This window comes from Aeromonas sp. S15(2024), assembly GCF_041402265.1.
Classification (GTDB): Bacteria; Pseudomonadota; Gammaproteobacteria; order Enterobacterales; family Aeromonadaceae; genus Aeromonas; species Aeromonas dhakensis.
Genome location: NZ_JBGLQY010000006.1, coordinates 91,425 through 107,682 on the forward strand (window position 1 = coordinate 91,425; position 16,258 = coordinate 107,682).

Here is a 16,258-nt window from a genome sequence, read left to right on the forward strand (position 1 = left end):
TTTGCCCCGGAGTTTGCATGACCAGCCTGCCCTCTGCCCCGCCTCTGGCGGCCACCCTCGCCGCCATGGGGTTGGCACCCGCCATCGGCGAGCCGCTTGCCGGCCGCCTGCCCCGTTTGACCTTGCAGCCGGGTCAGCCGCTGCTGGCTCAGGGGGCAATGCAGGAGTCGGCTTTCTACATCGAGCGGGGCATCGCCCGCGCCTGCCACTATGCCCGGGACGGGCAGGAGCGCTGCAAGGAGTTCTACTTCGAAGGGGAGCTCTGTCTGCTCTACGACAGCTGGCTCACCGGGGCTCCCGCCCGTTACCAGCTGGAGGCCGTCACGACGCTGCAGCTGGTGCGGGTGCCGCTCGCCCTGCTGGACGAGCCCGCCTGGCAGCCGGTCTGCATGGCCCTGCTGCGGCAGCAGTTGTGCTACAAGGAGCGCAAGGAGGCCTTCTTGCTGCTCCACTCCCCCGAAGAGCGCTACCGGGAGCTCTGCCGCACCTTCCCCCACTGGCCGGCGCGGCTCACCCAGGTGCAGCTCGCCAACTACATCGGCATCAGCCCGGTCACCCTGTCGCGGATCCGCCGACGCATTAACCCGGGTTAATGCCGCGCCGCGTCCATTCCCGCCATGCTGGGCCTCTCGAACAAGTCTGGAGTGGGGATGATGTCGCTGTTCTTGTGGTCACAACTGGTGGTGAGCCTGGCGCTGCTGCTGGATCTGCTGTCGTTTCAGCTGCGGACGCGCCGGGCCATTCTGGCCTGCCTGGCGCTCTCCTGCGCCCTCAATGGCGCCCATTTCGCGCTGCTGGGACAGTGGTCTGCCGCCCTGCTGCTCTGGCTGGCGAGCCTGCGCTTCGTGGTCAGCATGCTGGCCACGCGCCGCCTCTTGATGTGGCTCTTTATGGGGTTGTCCTGCCTCGCGGTGCTCGCCACCTATCAGGGGCCGCTCGCCCTGCTGGGGTTGCTGGCCAGTCTGCTGCAGACCCGGGCTGCGTTTTGCCTGGATGATCGCCTGCTGCGGCGCTGGATGCTGCTGGGCACCCTCTGCTGGCTGGCCAACAACCTGCTGGTGGGGTCGCCCGTGGCGGCGCTGATGGAGGGGCTGTTTCTGGTCAGCAATCTGGTGGGCTACTACCGCCACTATGGGCACAGGGTGTTACCTGCCGGCTGAGGTCGGTCTGCCGAGAAAAAAGCGGGTAATGCTGCAGAATGGGTGTTGTAAGGCAAAGAGGCCGCCACTGTGGCGGCCTCTCTGGCATGTCAGGCTTTGTTGAAGCCGTTGATGAGCGCCTTTGCGTAGTCGATGACGAACTGCTGGCAGTGAATGGCGGTTTGCGGATCGAACTCCTCGCCGTGCAGATCGCTGTTGGAGAGCACCCGGATACCCACGAAGGGCACCTTGTAGGCCTCCGCTACCAGGGCGGCGGAGGAGGTTTCCATCTCTTCTGCGGCGGTCTGGTAGGTCTGGTGCAGCCAGTTGATGCGGGCGACCTGGCGGTTCCACTCGTCGGCGGTGCCTATGATGCCGGGGACCACCCGACCGTGACGATAACCGTCGGCCATGCCGAGGGCGCGGCCGACCAGCTCAGGATCGCCGGCAAAGGAGGCGTGCTCCACCAGTTTGCCGTTGTCGCGCAGGCGCATGGTGACCTCGAAGTTGTGCCATTTGCTCGGATCGACGCCCTGCTCGGCGGGGGTCAGATCACTGCGATAAGCCCCCATGTTGAAGCTCCTGGTGCCGATGACGATGTCGCCCCGGTGCAGCGCCGGATCGTGGCCGCCCGCCGTGCCCTGGTTGATGACGAGGCGCGGCCGGAAGCGCTCCATGGCGAGGGTGGTGGCCGCGGCGGCATTGGCCAGTCCCACCTCGGTGCGGGAGACGACCACCGGATAACCCGAGAGGGTGCCCTGCCAGTAGGTCCAGGTGCCCACGGTCAGCTCTTGCTTCTCCTTGAGGGCGGCCACCAGGGTTTCGACTTCGACGTCCATTGCCCCCTGGATCAGGATGGGTGCCGGATTGGCCGCCACGACGGCGGAGGAGAAGAGGGCAAACAGGGTGAGCAGGCGCGAGCAGCGTTTGATGAAATTCATGGATTACCTGTAGAACGTGCGAGAAAGCGCCGGATCCTATCGAAAGGCAAACGATTGCGCAAATGAGGGGGTGGTTTTTGTCAATAGCAGGCCGGCAGGAAGTCGGGTTCAGGGCTGCTTGTGGCCGGCGAAGTAGAGCACCCGCCGTACATATTGCTGGGTCTCCTGATAGGGGGGGATGCCACCATACTGCTCCACCGATTTTTCGCCGGCGTTGTAGGCCGCCGACATCAGGGTCCAGTTGCCATCGAAATGGGTGTGCAGCCACTTGAGATAGGCCACACCCCCCTTGATGTTCTGCTCCGGATCGAAGGGGCGGGTCACCCCGAAGCGCTGCTGGGTCTCGGGAATGAGCTGCATCAGCCCCTGGGCATTCTTGGGGGAGACGGCGCGGCTGTCGAGGTTGGATTCGGCGATGGCGATGGCCAGCACCAGCCGCTCGTCGATGCGGTGGCGCTTGGCGGCATGGCGCAGCATGTTGGCCAGCTTCTGCTTGGCGGGTGACTGGCGGGCCAGATAGGCCTCCAGATTGAAAGGGGTGGTGGGGATGGCGGCGAAGTAACCGCCGGATCCGCCGACGCCGCTGCCGCACTGATCCCCCATCACGGCATTGCCGACCCGGCTGTTGTAGTAACGGATGGCCTGCTGGTTGCCAAGACGGATCGCCATGGCCAGGTAGGCGTTGGCCATGCGGGGGTTGCGAACCGAGCCCGGGCCGGTGGCGAGCAGGCGGCCGATGCGAAAATACCCTTCCGGGTTACCCGTGGTGGCGGCGGCGCAGTAGAAGTGGATGGCCTGGGTCAGGTTGCCCTGACTCTGTGCCTGTTGCCCTTGCTTCAGTGCGCTGAGCGCCTTGGGCGCCTGTCTGAAATCCCTGCTTTGCGCCGCTGCCTGCACGTTACCGGCCAGCAACAGCGATAAAAAAAGCAGCAAAAACAGCCTGTTTTCGCTGAGGCTCGACATGGATTCTCTCCTGTTGGGGTACAGAAGATATAGGGGAACATGGCCCGTTCTGCCATTAATCCAGTGGATCCTGTTGTTATTGATCCGGGTATCCAGAGATCAAAACGGTATGGAACCAATGGCCGATGCAGTCCTATCAGGGGCTGGCCGTGCATCCAGGTGGTCGGTGGCGATAAAGAGGTGGCTAAATCAGTTGCCCCCGGCCCCCTCAGACGTCGAGGTGATAGGGCTGCTCGTCCGGCTCGGCGGCGGGCAGCTGGCGATACATCAGGCGAATTTCGCTCACTACCCAGAGCGAGAGCAGACCGAGCAGGCTCAGCAGCGGCGCCAGGGTGTGGCTCTGTTGCAGTCCGTAGGCAGACAGGGCGGCGCCCAGCAACAGCAGAATACGGATCATGAGGTGACTCCTTCTCATCATGGTGAGGGGGCGGATGCGTGCCCGTGTGGCACCAAGTGCGGCCAGTATACCCCAGCCGGTGCCCGGCAAACCGCCATCCGCCTCACATCCCCATCCTAAGGGGGGAGGTGGTGCGGCGCCATTCCATTAACTCATCAAACAATTTTCAGCCGGCCGTAGCAGGGCGCACCCAGTGTCCGGTCGGGATGGCTACTCCAGCTCAGCGGGTTGGTAGTAGTCGAGATACCAGCGCACGAACGCGGCGACCCCTTCCTCGATGGAGGTGGCGGGGCGCAGGCCGGTGAGGGTGTGAAGGGGCTCGCTGTCGGCCCAGGTGGCGTGCATGTCGCCCGCCTGCATCGGCAGCATCCGCTTGATGGCGGGCTTGTCCAGCGCCTGTTCCAGCGCCTCGATGAAGTCGAGTAGCCGCACCGGCTGGCCATGACCGATGTTGAGGATGCGGTAGGGGGCGGCGCTCTCGGCCGGGCTCTGTTCGCCGGCGTGCCAGTGAGGATTGGGGCGGGGTGGCAGCTCGGCGACGGCGAGGATCCCCTCGACGATGTCGTCGATGAAGGTGAAGTCGCGGCTGAGATCGCCCTGGTTGTAGACGTCGATGGGCTCGCCCGCCAGGATGGCGCGGGTGAACCTGGCGATGGCCATGTCGGGCCGGCCCCAGGGGCCGTAGACGGTGAAGAAGCGCAGCCCTGTGGTGGGCAGGCCGTAGAGCGCCGAGTAGGCGTGGGCCATCAGCTCGCCGCTCTTCTTGGTGGCGGCATAGAGGGAAACCGGGTGGTCCACCTGCTGATCGGCACTGAACGGCAGCTGCTCGCCCATGCCATAGACCGAGCTGGAGGAGGCGTAGATCAGATGCCGGATGTCGTGCTGGCGGCATCCCTCCAGCACCGTCAGCATGCCGGTGAGGTTGCTCTCGCTGTAGGCAAAGGGGTTTTCCAGCGAGTGGCGCACCCCCGCCTGGGCACCCAGGTGGATCACCCGCTCGAACTGCCCCTCGGCAAACAGGGCGGCCATGCCGGCCCGGTCCGCCAGCTCGCCCTCTACGAAGCGAAAATGGGGGAAGGGGGTCAGCATCGACAGGCGAGCCTCTTTGAGGCTCACCTCGTAGTAGTCGTTGAGGTTGTCCAGCCCCACCACCTGATGACCCGCCTCACACAGCCGTCTGGCGACGTGAAAACCGATAAAACCGGCGGCGCCGGTGACCAGATACTTCATGGCTGGGGTCCTGTGCAGATCATGGGGCTCCTGATGGTGGTGCTGGAGTTGGGGCTGCGCGCGTTGTAGCAGAGCCGGCGCGTCTGTGCCATGGCAAACCGCCCTTTTCGTCAAGGTGGGGGCGGCTCAGGCGCGGCATGCTGCATCTTGGTGCAGCGGCTGTCAATGGAGAATGACAGGCACCAAAACGGGGCGTGGGCGGCGACTATTGTGATCATGGTCGCAAAAAATAGACTGAATCCCATAACGAAGCCCTGTGGACAGGGCTCGCGCCCGCGATATGGGCCACAGACACTCTTTTACTTCGCTATTGGATACCGGTTATGGACAACACCCCCGTCTCGGCGCAGTCCGCTCGTACTGCGCACCCCCTCTATGAAGACATCATCGCCCTGCTGACCGCCGCCGGCTTCGTCTCTCTCGGCATCTTTCTGTTTCATCAGGTGGGCCTGCTCACCGGCGGTACCGCCGGGCTGGCACTGCTGCTGCAGCAGGTGACCGGGCAGAGCTTCGGCCTGCTGTTCTTCGGCATGAACCTGCCCTTCTATGCCCTGGCCTGGCTCAGGATGGGGCCGCGCTTCACCCTCAACACCTTCGTCTCGGTGGCGACCGTCTCCTTCATGACGGATCACCTCAATGCCGTGCTGCAGATAGGCAAGATTGAGCCGGTCTACGCGGCGCTCATCGGTGGCACCCTGATCGGCATGGGGCTGCTCATCATGTTCCGCCACAAATCGAGCCTGGGCGGCTTCAACATCCTGGCGCTGTTTATCCAGGATCGCTTCGGCATCCGCGCCGGCAAGCTGCAAATGGGGCTGGATTGCACCATCGTCATCGCCTCTTTCTTCGTGGTGCAGCCCTGGATCCTGGCCCTCTCCGTGGTGGCGGCCATCATCTGTAACCTGGTGTTGACACTCAACCACAAGCCGGGTCGCTATCAGTTGGCGTGAGGCCTCTGTGAACCGGGTGGAAAAAGGGTGTGCAGCCGATGATCGGGCAGCGGTGAGGAGAGACCCCAGTGCACCCTGTGCCGCAGCAGATTGCCCTGGGCTTCCAGCCGGGTCAGGATCTGGTTGAAGGCTGCCAGCTGCGCCTCGCTCATGCGTTGGCGGTTGAAGGCGATGTAGTAGTTCGCCTCGTGACTCTTCTGCCATAGCCTGATCTTCGAGGCGCCACTGAGGTTGAGTCGATAGAGGGCCACATCCAGGTTGGAGAAGTAGAGGTTGTAGCGCCCCTGTCGCTCTATCTTGAGCAGGTTCGCATAATCATCGTTGACGTTGAGTTCCAGCTGCATCGGGGAGATCCCCTGCTGGTGCAGGGTGTCGTCAAGCTGGCGCAGCAAGGTCTCGCTGAAGGAGCCTCTGGTCACCCCGATCCGTGCGTGACCAAGGCGAGCCAGAGTCAGCGGCGCGTCAATTTCGTCGACGTGGGCAAAGATGCCCCAGCTCGCCTTGCACAGCGGTACCGAGTAGCTCAGCGTCTTTGCCCTAGCATCGCTCCAGGCGAGCGGAAACATGCCGTCCACTTCCCCCAGATCCAGCTCCTTTCTGGCCCGCAGATTGGGGCGCAGCGTGATCTGGCACCCTTCAGGCCAGTAGCTGCACGCCTCTTTCACCATGTCCACCATGGCGCCGGTCGGCTGGTTGTCACTGCCCATGAAGCTGTAGGGAGCAAACTCCTGGACGACCAGACGCAGGGGGGCGGCAACGCAGAGAGGGGAGAGGAGCCAGAGCAACAGCAGACGAGCAGGCATGGGGCAAGCATCCGTGATTGACACCCTTGCAGTATGAGCGAGAAATCGCCCTACAGGACGACGGTATACATCCCCTGCGGGTCTGTGATCACCCGGGCCGGGTAGTCGTAGAGCCGGTCGATGAGATCAGGCGTCAGCACCTCGCGCGGGGTGCCGTCGGCCATCACTCTGCCCTGCTCCAGCATCACCAGCCGGTCGGCGTAACGGGCCGCCAGATTGAGGTCGTGCAGCACCACCAGCACGGCGGTATGACGGGCGGCGAGGGCGCGCGCCATGGTGAGCAGCTGGTGCTGGTACTTGAGATCGAGCGCCGAGGTGGGTTCGTCCAGCAGCAGCAGCCGCGCTTGTTGCGGTTCCTCCGGGGCCTGCCAGATCTGGGCCAGCACCCGGGCGAACTGTACCCGCTGGCGTTCCCCGCCGGAGAGACCGGGATAGAGGCGGCCGGCCAGATGATCCACCCCGGCATGGGTCATGGCGGCCCGCACTATCTCGTCGCGTCGGCTGGCCGGCTCGCTGTGGGGCAGTCGGCCCATGGCCACCACCTCTTCGCACAGGAAGGGGAAATTCAGGGACGAGCTCTGCGGCAACACGCCTACACGGTGGGCCAGCTCGTTGCCGGCCCACTCCCGCCGCTCCCGGCCAAACAGATCTATCTCCCCCTCATGTTCCAGCTCGCCGGTGAGGCACTTGAGCAGCGAGCTCTTGCCGGCGCCGTTGGGGCCGAGCAGGGCGGTGAGGCTGCCCGCCTGCAGGCTGAGGTCGAGCCTGTCCAGGATGGGGCGGCCGCCCCGGCTGAGGCTGAGCTGGCGACAGTGCAGCAGGGTCGATGAAGCTGACAAGATGAGTCCTCCGGTTAAAGGGTGCGGCGGCCCTTGACCAGCAGCCAGATGAAGAAGGGGGCGCCCAGCAGGGCGGTGATGATGCCGACCGGCATCTCGGCCGGCGCCAGCAGGGTGCGGGCCAGCATGTCGGCGCCCAGCAGCAGGGCGGCCCCGAGCAGGGCTGAGAGCGGCAGCAGCCGGACGTGGTTGGGGCCGGCCAGCAGCCGCACCAGGTGCGGCACCACCAGACCGACGAAACCTATCATGCCGGCCACCGCCACCGCCACGCCGACCCCGGCGGCGGTGAACAGGATCAGCCGCCGCTTGAGGGACTGTACCTGGATGCCGAGGTGGCGGGCCTCCCCTTCACCCAGCAGCAGGGCGTTGAGGGGGTTGGCATCGCGCATAAACAGAATGAGCAGAGCAACCAGGGTCAGCAGCGCCAGCGCCACGTCCACCGGCTTGCCTGCCGCCAGCGACCCCATCTGCCACAGGCTCAGGTTGCGCAGCATCTGATCGTCGGCGAGATAGGTGAGCAGGCCGATCACAGCGCCGGAGAGCGCAGTGACGGCCACCCCGGCCAGCAGCATGACGGTGACCGAAGTGCCCCCCTCTCGGGTGCCGAGCAGGTAGACGAGGGTGGTGGTCAGCGCGCCGCCGAGAAAGGCGAGCAGGGGCAGCAGGCCGATGCCGAGCAGGCTCTGCCACTGCTGGCCGAGGGGGGCCAGCAGCACGATGGCCAGCGCCGCGCCGAGCGCCGCCCCGCCGGAGACCCCGATGATGCCGGGGTCGGCCAGGGGGTTGCGAAACAGCCCCTGCATCACGGCGCCGCAGAGGCCGAGAATCCCCCCTACGGCGATGCAGAGCAGGGTGCGTGGCAGGCGGATCTCCTGCACGATCAGCAACTTGTGGGCCTCAATCCCGCTCCCTTGGCCGGCGAACAGGGCGCGCAGGCTCTCGCCAAAGGAGAGGGCCATGGGACCGGTGGCCAGCGACCCAACCAGCAACAGAGCCAGTGCGCCGCCGGTGAGGCACAGCAGCCAGGGCAGTGGCAGACGCATCATGAACCCAGCTTGATCCACTTGGCGATCTGGCTAGCCTGCTGCAGCGAGGTGAGGCTGAGCCCCCCTTGCAGGGCGTGACCGTCGATGGCGTGAATGGCCCTGTTCTTGCCGGCCGGGGTGGCGGAAAGGGCGGGCACCTGGCTCAGCACGGTTTCAGGATCCTGATACTGCTGCCAGTCGCGGCCGCTCACCAGCACCAGATCGGGCTGCAGCTCGATCAGGGATTCGGTGGAGACGGGCTTGTAGTCTTGCAGCTGGGCCACCGGGTTGACGCCACCGGCCAGGGTGAGCAGGGCGCTGGCGGTGGTGTTGCCGCCGGCGATGCTGGTGGGCTGGCCCTTGTGCAGTAGCAGGAAGACCACCTTGAGCGGCTTGTTCTGCTTGGCCTGAGCGGCCAGCAGCTCGCTCTGGGTCTGGATTTCGGCCTTCAGACGGGTGCCGGCGGCCGGGTCTTTGAGCAGGGTGGACAGGGTATCGATGCGCTGGTTGAGGTTGGCGAGGGTGGGGGCGGTGGGCAGCACGTCCACCTCGACCCCGGCCCGGCGCAGCTGTTCCAGGGCGGGTGGTGGCCCCATTTCGTCGCTGCCGACCAGCCGGGTCGGCGCCAGGCTCAGGATCCCTTCGGCGGCGAGGGCGCGGTGATAGCCAACCCGCGGCAGGTTCTTCGGCTCCGGGCTGCTGATGTCGGTGGCAATGAGGCTCTGCTCGCCCCCGAGTGCCAGAATGAGTTCAGTGGTGGCCGGGCCTATGCTGACGATACGTTCCTGCGCCAGAGTGGGCAGGGACAGGGCTGAGCAGCCGAGCAGGCTGAGTGCGAGGGCAAAACGACGGCCCATGCTAACCTCCGAAGGGTGAATGAAGTGGGATTGCCGCCGAGAATATCAAGCCGTCGAAAAAAATGCACTGAGAATGAAAGCGATTATCAATTGCATTGGTTTGGGGCCTTCATTACAGTATCCGCCATGACAGAACAGGGATGTCGCAGGCATCCCAAGGGAGAACCGATGAGCATTGCACAACGCATTCATGGGCTGCTGGCACAAGATCCCGGCGCTCACCCGTCCACCATCGCCGCCGAGCTGGCCGTCAGCGAATGGGAGGTGGTGCGCCACCTGCCGGCCGAGCTGGTTACCCTGGTGCCCGCCGAGCAGGCAGAAGCCCTGCTGGCGGACCTGGCCGACTGGGGCCAGGTGACCACCATCGTCGAGTCCGACGGCTCCATCTTCGAGGTGAAGGCCCCCTTCCCCCGCGGCAAGAGCGCCCGTGGCTACTACAACCTGATGGGGCGTGACGGCGAGATGCACGGCCACCTCAAGCTCGACAACGTGGTCGGTATTGCTCTGGTCAGCAAGCTGTTCATGGGCAAGGAGGGACACTCCTTCCAGTTCTTCGGCCACAGCGGTCGCTGCATTTTCAAGGTCTATCTGGGGCGTGACGAGCAGCGTCAGCTGCTGCCGGCCCAGGTGGAACGCTTCATGGCCCTGCGCCACCAGTATCAAGAGGAAGTCAAAGCATGAGTGAACGTCAGGAGCGTCTGCAGAACCGCCTGCAACCGGAGATCCGCGAGTTTCGCGACGGTTGCCGCACCCTGCAGCTGGCGACGGTGGACAGTGAAGGCAACCCCAATGCCAGCTATGCCCCCTTCGTGCTGCAGGAAGATGGCTACTATGTGCTCATCTCCGAGATCGCCCGCCACGCCCGCAACCTGCAACAGGTACCCAAGGTGTCGCTGATGCTGATCGAGGACGAGAACGGGGCCCGCGAGCTGTTTGCCCGCAAACGCCTCACCTTCGATGCGCTGGCCGAAGTGGTGGCCCGCGACGACGTGCGCTGGGAGAAGGCCGTGGCGGCGCTGGAAGGGCGCTTTGGCGAGATAGTCAAAGGGCTCTCCAATCTCAAGGACTTCGTGCTGTTTCGTCTCAAGCCCGAGCAGGGGCTGTTCGTCAAGGGCTTCGGCCAGGCGTTCCGGGTCTCCGGCGACGAGCTGGTGGACTTCGTCCACCTGGTGGAAGGGCACAAGCGCATCGACAATGGCGCCGAGCTGACCAGCCCGGCCGATGCACCGGTCTGATCCGCGCGGATCGCCAAGATGACAAAACGGGCAGCCCTGGGGCTGCCCGTTTTTTTATGGACGGTTTTCCCTCAATCCTGCCAGGAGGCCTTGTTGGGAAAGGCGTCGCGGTCGGCCCGGGTGGCGGTCTCGTTGCACTCGCCCCGGATCTTCCAGGAAGTCTGGCTGAGCACTATGTAGCCTTCGCGGCAGTATTTGCGCTCGGTCAGTGCCTGGGTGAGCTGGGCATCCTGCAGCGCTTCGCGCCGCTCCAGCAGGCTCTTGTTCCTGCTCAGCCTGCTGCCGTCATCGTTCTGCAGGCGGGTGGGCAGGGTATCGAGCGGGGCGGCCTCGAAGGTGAAGCGCTTGCTCCCCTCCTCATTGATGTGGGTCATGAACAGGGGGGCCGGGCCATCCGGCTGGTGCCCCGGCAAGCCCGAGCAGGCGGTGATTGCCGGTAACAGCAGCGTGAAGGCAACGGCAGAGAGTAGACGCACACAAGACTCCAATCGGGTGATCGCTTCAAAGCGGGCAGATTAACATGCCGGCTCGGGTTGGGTGGCGCCGAGCAGCTCATCCGTCGTGAGCAGGGTCACGCTTCTGCCTTTTGGCAGGCTGAGGTGACGCCACATCCAGTGATGGTGCTCGATGATCTGCTCCGCGCTCAGGTGGGGCCGGTCAGCCGTGGTGTGGGCGTCGGTCACCGCCACCACCTCAAAACCGCGGGCGGCGGCGCTGCGCAATGTGGTGTCGACGCAAAAATCGGTGGCACAGCCGCAGACGAGCAGCCTGTCCACCGCCTGTTCCGCCAGCAGGAAACCGAGCTCGGTGTCGAGAAAGCTGTCGCAGGCGGTCTTGCTCACCCGGCTGTCATGCCCCTGCGGGGCGAGATCGGCGTGCAGATGCCAGCCCGGACTGGCGGGATCCACTTCGGAACCGGGGGCATCGTGCTGCACATAGATGACACGACCCTGTTCTGCCCGCACGCGCTCGGCCAATCGATTGATATTGGCGATGACCTGGGCGTCCTGATGGCGAGGCTGGGTGAACAGCCCCTGTTGCATGTCGATGACCAGTAACACATCCATATGAAATCCTTGGGCAATTGTTTGTCAGGGTGGCAGCCACTGGGCTCCTCAGACTCAAGGTCAGGGTTGCAGCCACTGGCTGCAGTCACGACTGCGGGATTGATGCAGTGCGCCCATATCTTGCTTCATTTCATCGGCATTTAGCCAGCGTTCCGGCAGGGGGGCGATGCCGACCCGCACGTCGGCCACCCGGCCGGCTGCCGCCGCTTGCTCCTTGCCCGCTTGCGGCGCTGTCAGCTCAGGCACGACCAGCGCCACCTTGAGGGCCGGGTTGCGACTGGCGATGCGGCTGGCCAGCCCCAGTCCCCCCTCCACGTGGAAGTTGCCGGCGATGTGCATGATGCGCCGGCCCGGGTGGCTGCGCAGGTAATCCACCATGCTCTCGGCCATGGTGTCGTCCCAGCTGGTCTGGGCGGCAAAGCGGCGGGCGTTGCCGTCGGCATCCCCATGATGGAGCGAGGCCATGAATTTCTGGCGATAGGGGTCATCGCCGAGAGTGAGGGTGCGGGCCAGCTGACTGCGACGGCTGGCGGGCAGCTGATCCAGCCAGGCCGGCCCCTCCTGGCCGACACAGCTCACCAGCGGTTTGGGCGCATTGGCGGCGATGACCGGCAGGTGGCGCGCCTTGGCGAACTCCACCAGCGGGCGATAGTCGCTCGGGTAGTTGGGCCAGGCGTTGCCGTCGCGAATGAGGGCCGCCTCGCCGATGCGACCGGCGAGGTAGGCATCCAGCACCGGCTGATCGGCGCGGCTGAACTGCTCCATGGAGAGCACCAGGGGGCGGCCGTCTGCCTGTGCCGTGTCGGCCAGGCCCGCCAGCATTCTGGCCTGCAGCAGGTGCACCGCCGGGTGGGTGTGCAGCTCGCCCACCAGCACTATGTCGGCATCCGCCACCCGGGTCAGGGCCTGCTCCAGGGTCAGCGCATCCCCCTGGGTGGCCTTGAGCTGATAGTGATAGAGGGTGCCGGCATCGTTGACGGGGGCCGTCGTGGCACAGGCGGCCAGCAGCAGGGGCAGGGTGAGCAGGGGCAGAAGTCGGGTCATGGGGGTCTCGCAGCGATGAGGTGCCTGCACTATACAATGGCAGCATGGCGGGCGGGAAAACAGAGGGGCGTAGTGTAGAACCTAATTACGACAAAAGAAAATGAGAATGATTCCGTTTATTATTGATCTTTATTGAGAGGTGAGTAAGATGCCTGCTGTTTGATAACAGTTCTCAATAAGGATTTGCAGTGGCCCATAACAACACCCTATCGCTGGTCGCCCTTGCCGTGGCGGCCGGCCTCGCTTCCCCGGTTTTCGCGGCGGACAAGAAAGCAGATGACGTCATGGTGGTCAGTGGCTCCCGGATGGAGCAGAAACTGGAAGATGTCTCCGGTCCCATCTCGGTCATTACCGCCGAACAGATTGAAGAGCAGGTGGTGAGCAACGTCGCCGACCTGTTCCGTTACGAGCCGGGCGTCACCGCTCTCGGCGGTGCCGGCGATGCCCAGACCTTCATCATTCGCGGCATGGGTGAGAACCGGGTCAAGATAGTGCGCGACGGCGTGCGCGAGAACGACGCCTACAAGAACGGCGGCGTGGGCCAGAGCTATTTCGACACCGACATGATCAAGCAGGTCGAGGTGGTCAAGGGGCCGGCCTCGGCCGCCTACGGCTCCGATGCACTGGGCGGCGTCATCGCTATCACCACCAAGGATGCGGCGGATTTCCTCAAGGGGCGCGACAGCTATCTGGACGCCACCTCCGGCTATGCCTCCAGCAGCCACCAGAAGATGGCGGGCTTTACCGGTGCCCTGCGTACCGGCGAGCTGGAAAACCTGCTGCGCTACACCTGGCGTGACGGCGGGGTGACCCAGAACTACGACAGCGACAAGAACGAGTTCGACATCGTCAGTCAGGCCGTGCTGTTCAAGAGCCAGTGGAACCTGAGCGATAGCCAGTTCCTCAAGCTGACCGTCGACTACTTCACCGAGGGTCAGGATCCCGACGCGGTCGACCTCACCAAGGCGGGCTCGGTCTTCAACCAGCCGATCACCGACAAGGATACCGACAACCTGTCGCTGGTGCTGGATCACGGCATCGCCCTGCAGGCGCCCTGGGTCGATCGCATCGACAGCAAGATCTACTACGCCCGCACCAAGCAGACCATGGATCAGTACGCCTCATCCAAATACCCGGTGCGGCCGACCAACCCCTATGTGACCAAGAACTCGCTGGATCACAACGGTTTCGAGCAGAAGAGCCTGGGCGCCCAGGTGAAGTTCAGCAAGGCGCTGGATAGCCAGCGGCTGGCCTGGGGCCTGGAGTATGAGCACACCGACAACGAGCGGACCCGCTTCAAGGCGCCGACCGTGGCGGGGGATTTTGAAGGCTACAGCGAGCTGAGCTTCCCCTCCACCACCACAGAGCACGGCGCCCTGTGGGCCTTTGACGAGCTGAAGTTCGGCGAGCGCTGGGTGCTGACGCCGGGGGCTCGCTATGACTACTATCGGATGAACCCGGATCAGGACCCCGCCTACACGGGCGAGAACCTCAAACGCTTCTCCGAAGGGGAGTTCTCGCCCAAGCTGGGGCTGGTATTCAAGGCGCACGAGGCGGCCAACCTGTTCGCCCAGTACAGCCACGGCTACAAGACTCCCATGTATGACAACGCCTTCTCCACCCTGAACCACCAGGCGTACGGCTATCGCATCGAGCCCAACACCAACCTCAAGCCCGAGAGCAGCGACGGCATCGATCTGGGGGTGCGCGGCAGCGCCGGCGGCTTCAGCTATGAAGTGGCCACCTTCTACAACAAGTACGACGACTTCATCGAGCTGGGCCAGGTGAGCACCGAAGGGCGCACCGCCGTCTACCAGTACCAGAACCTGGACAAGGCCACCACCAAAGGGGCCGAGGCCAAGGCGGACTACTGGCTGAACGATCTGGTCAACGTCTGGGGCAACCTCTCCTACATCGAGGGCAAGGATGGCGACGGCAACTACATCAACAGCCTGAGCCCGCTCAAGGGGACCCTGGGGGTACGACTGGAGCAGGCCAACTGGAACATCAACACCGCCCTGCGCTTTGCCGACGACATGAGCAAGGTGGGCAAGGATGCCAAGGGCAACGACAACATCAAGAGCGCAGGCTGGGGCGTGGTGGACATCTACGCCCAGTTCAAGCCGGTGCAGGATCTGCAGTTCAACGTGGGCGTCTTCAACCTGTTCGACAAGGAGTACGTCAACTACGAGAGCATCACCGGCCAGAGCGCCAGTGCCAGCATCAGCAACAAGACCGAGCCGGGTCGCAACCTGAGTGCACGGGTCAAGTACGTGTTCTGATGAATACCCATCACGACAAGGGGCCTGCGGGCCCCTTTTTCATGGCGCAAGCGAACGGCCAAAAAGAAACCCGCCGGTGGCGGGTGGAAGGATTGCAACACTAACCAGGAGGAGGTGTTACTCGATAGACACCGGTCTTGCGCCAATAGTTCAATTCTATTGATATTTTTCATTGTTGCCTGCGCGGCTTCCCACCCGGGATTGCAGGATCCCCACCGGCAAATCGGTTATCATTTGTGCCCCATCTTCCCCCTTGCCGAGGTTCTATGCCCGCCTTCTCCTGGTTAGCCCTGTTTTTTGGTGCTTTCTACTTCGTCTATGGTGCCTATCTGCCGTTCTGGTCGCTCTGGCTGGAGGGGATCGGGGTGAGCGCCGAGATGATAGGCCTGCTGCTCGGTGCCGGCATGGCAATCCGCTTTGCCGGCAACCTGATGGTGATGGGGCAGATCAAGGGGGCGGGGCACCTGCTGCCGGTCACCCGCCTGCTCTGCCTGCTCAGTCTGCTGGCCTTCCTCGGCTTTTATCTCAGCCACAACCTCTGGTGGCTGGTGGGACTGACCCTGGTGGCGAACTTCATCTACCCGACCCTGATGCCGGTGGGGGAGGCGCTGGCCACCCGCATGGTGGTGCAGGCGCACCTCGACTACGGCAAGGTGCGCCTGTGCGGCTCCTTTGCCTTCATCGTCGCCTCGACCCTGGTGGGGGCCCTGGTGGGGAATTTTGGCAGCGAGTGGGTGCTGCACACCATGGTGGCCGGGCTGCTGTTGATGCTGCTGCTCAGCTGGCTGCCGCTGCACCCGGCGCCGCGGGACATCCAGGGCGAGCGGGCCAAGGCCTCCCTGCTCGATACCCTCAAGTCCCCCCAGGTGCGCCGCTTCCTGCTGATCTCGGCCCTGCTGCAGGGCAGTCACGCCGCCTATTACGGCTTCAGCGCCATTCACTGGAAGGCGGCGGGCTACAGCGGCACCACCATCGGCTATCTGTGGGCGCTGGGGGTGGTGGCGGAGATCGGCATGTTCGCCGCCGACAAGCGCTTCCTCAACCGTTTCGGCGCCCAGACCCTGTTTCTGGTGGGGGCGCTGGGCTGCGTGGTGCGCTGGATCCTGCTTGGAGCCTCCACCGAGATCCTGGTGCTGGTGGCGGGCCAGCTGCTGCATGCGGTCACCTTCTGCGTCAGCCACCTCGGCGCCGTGCGCTTCATGACCCGCCAGCTGCCGGCCGAGCAGCTGATCCCGACCCAGGCGCTCTATGCGGCGCTGGGGCTCGGCATGACGGTGGCCGCCCTGATGACCCTGTGCGGTCTGCTCTACGAACCGCTGGGGGGCAGCATCTTCTTCCTGATGGTGCTGGTGGTGCTGCCGGTGTTCGTGCTGCGCCTGCGCCCAGCTGCGCCGTCTGGGCAGGGGCATGTCCCGGCCTGATACCGACCCGTCTGAATCATCACGCAGCAAAAGGGAGAGCCATGGCTCTCCCTTTTTCGTTGCGG

18 protein-coding genes are annotated in these 16,258 nt (G+C 64.3%); 7 read left to right on the top strand and 11 right to left on the bottom strand.

Going from position 1 to position 16,258, the window contains the following annotated elements; translation table 11 throughout:
• Positions 1 to 17: 17 nt before the first annotated feature.
• Together ACB033_RS13970 and ACB033_RS13975 are read left to right on the top strand one after the other, a co-directional pair.
• Entirely contained in the window at positions 18 to 593 is a 576-nt protein-coding gene (locus tag ACB033_RS13970) for a Crp/Fnr family transcriptional regulator (protein ID WP_139725251.1), read from the top strand.
• A gap of 57 nt (positions 594 to 650) precedes the next feature.
• Entirely contained in the window at positions 651 to 1,160 is a 510-nt protein-coding gene (locus ACB033_RS13975; protein ID WP_162519861.1) for a YgjV family protein, read from the top strand.
• A gap of 89 nt (positions 1,161 to 1,249) precedes the next feature.
• Here the strand turns inward: ACB033_RS13975 and ACB033_RS13980 are convergent, their stop codons facing one another.
• From ACB033_RS13980 to ACB033_RS13995, 4 genes are all read right to left on the bottom strand, one after another.
• Entirely contained in the window at positions 1,250 to 2,080 is an 831-nt protein-coding gene (locus ACB033_RS13980; RefSeq protein ID WP_162519862.1) for a 5'-methylthioadenosine nucleosidase, read from the bottom strand.
• A 108-nt stretch (positions 2,081 to 2,188) separates the two neighbouring features.
• The gene (locus ACB033_RS13985; RefSeq protein ID WP_005304122.1) at positions 2,189 to 3,043 is read right to left on the bottom strand and encodes a lytic transglycosylase domain-containing protein; all 855 of its coding nucleotides are present in this window, start codon (positions 3,041 to 3,043) and stop codon (positions 2,189 to 2,191) included.
• Positions 3,044 to 3,251: 208 nt separating this feature from the next.
• Positions 3,252 to 3,440, bottom strand: a complete 189-nt coding sequence (locus tag ACB033_RS13990; RefSeq protein WP_139725255.1) for a hypothetical protein — start codon at positions 3,438 to 3,440, stop codon at positions 3,252 to 3,254.
• A 210-nt stretch (positions 3,441 to 3,650) separates the two neighbouring features.
• The gene (locus ACB033_RS13995; protein ID WP_054544205.1) at positions 3,651 to 4,670 is read right to left on the bottom strand and encodes an NAD-dependent epimerase; all 1,020 of its coding nucleotides are present in this window, start codon (positions 4,668 to 4,670) and stop codon (positions 3,651 to 3,653) included.
• Between the two features lie 323 nt (positions 4,671 to 4,993).
• Here ACB033_RS13995 and ACB033_RS14000 point away from each other — a divergent pair, with 323 nt between their 5' ends.
• Entirely contained in the window at positions 4,994 to 5,620 is a 627-nt protein-coding gene (locus ACB033_RS14000; protein WP_139431514.1) for a YitT family protein, read from the top strand.
• Here the strand turns inward: ACB033_RS14000 and ACB033_RS14005 are convergent.
• Genes ACB033_RS14005 through ACB033_RS14020 form a run of 4 tightly spaced genes read right to left on the bottom strand, consistent with a single transcriptional unit; the run spans position 5,608 to position 9,144 of the window.
• Entirely contained in the window at positions 5,608 to 6,423 is an 816-nt protein-coding gene (locus tag ACB033_RS14005; RefSeq protein WP_139431513.1) for an ABC transporter substrate-binding protein, read from the bottom strand. The two genes, ACB033_RS14000 and ACB033_RS14005, sit on opposite strands and share 13 nt — an antisense overlap.
• A 50-nt stretch (positions 6,424 to 6,473) precedes the next feature.
• Positions 6,474 to 7,262, bottom strand: coding sequence for a heme ABC transporter ATP-binding protein (locus ACB033_RS14010; RefSeq protein ID WP_005304104.1), 789 nt, complete (start codon positions 7,260 to 7,262; stop codon positions 6,474 to 6,476).
• Positions 7,263 to 7,276: 14 nt separating this feature from the next.
• Positions 7,277 to 8,308, bottom strand: coding sequence for an iron ABC transporter permease (locus tag ACB033_RS14015; protein ID WP_162518980.1), 1,032 nt, complete (start codon positions 8,306 to 8,308; stop codon positions 7,277 to 7,279).
• A complete protein-coding gene (locus ACB033_RS14020) occupies positions 8,305 to 9,144 on the bottom strand; it encodes a hemin ABC transporter substrate-binding protein (protein WP_139725257.1) in 840 nt (279 codons plus the stop codon). Before ACB033_RS14020 ends, ACB033_RS14015 begins: the two co-directional genes overlap by 4 nt.
• A 168-nt stretch (positions 9,145 to 9,312) precedes the next feature.
• Between ACB033_RS14020 and hutX the strand changes: the two genes are divergently transcribed.
• Together hutX and hutZ are read left to right on the top strand one after the other, a co-directional pair.
• Positions 9,313 to 9,825 carry a heme utilization cystosolic carrier protein HutX gene (gene hutX, locus ACB033_RS14025; protein ID WP_005304096.1) on the top strand — a complete coding sequence of 171 codons (513 nt, stop codon included), beginning with the start codon at positions 9,313 to 9,315 and terminating at the stop codon, positions 9,823 to 9,825.
• Positions 9,822 to 10,379, top strand: a complete 558-nt coding sequence (gene hutZ, locus ACB033_RS14030) for a heme utilization protein HutZ (RefSeq protein WP_005304092.1) — start codon at positions 9,822 to 9,824, stop codon at positions 10,377 to 10,379. The genes hutX and hutZ overlap by 4 nt, the downstream gene beginning before the upstream one ends.
• Positions 10,380 to 10,450: 71 nt before the next feature.
• Here hutZ and ACB033_RS14035 read toward each other — a convergent pair whose 3' ends face one another.
• Genes ACB033_RS14035 through ACB033_RS14045 form a run of 3 tightly spaced genes read right to left on the bottom strand, consistent with a single transcriptional unit; the run spans position 10,451 to position 12,490 of the window.
• A complete protein-coding gene (locus ACB033_RS14035; protein WP_139725259.1) occupies positions 10,451 to 10,855 on the bottom strand; it encodes a hypothetical protein in 405 nt (134 codons plus the stop codon).
• A 39-nt stretch (positions 10,856 to 10,894) separates the two neighbouring features.
• Positions 10,895 to 11,446: a cysteine hydrolase family protein gene (locus ACB033_RS14040; RefSeq protein ID WP_139725261.1), complete on the bottom strand. Its 552-nt coding sequence runs from the start codon at positions 11,444 to 11,446 to the stop codon at positions 10,895 to 10,897.
• A gap of 60 nt (positions 11,447 to 11,506) precedes the next feature.
• Positions 11,507 to 12,490: a ChaN family lipoprotein gene (locus ACB033_RS14045; RefSeq protein WP_042009122.1), complete on the bottom strand. Its 984-nt coding sequence runs from the start codon at positions 12,488 to 12,490 to the stop codon at positions 11,507 to 11,509.
• A 188-nt stretch (positions 12,491 to 12,678) separates the two neighbouring features.
• Between ACB033_RS14045 and ACB033_RS14050 the strand changes: the two genes are divergently transcribed.
• Positions 12,679 to 14,772, top strand: a complete 2,094-nt coding sequence (locus tag ACB033_RS14050; RefSeq protein ID WP_054544208.1) for a TonB-dependent hemoglobin/transferrin/lactoferrin family receptor — start codon at positions 12,679 to 12,681, stop codon at positions 14,770 to 14,772.
• A gap of 266 nt (positions 14,773 to 15,038) precedes the next feature.
• Positions 15,039 to 16,193 (top strand): 3-phenylpropionate MFS transporter, encoded by a 1,155-nt coding sequence (locus ACB033_RS14055; protein WP_054544209.1) that lies wholly within the window; start codon positions 15,039 to 15,041, stop codon positions 16,191 to 16,193.
• The last annotated feature ends 65 nt before the right edge of the window (positions 16,194 to 16,258 follow it).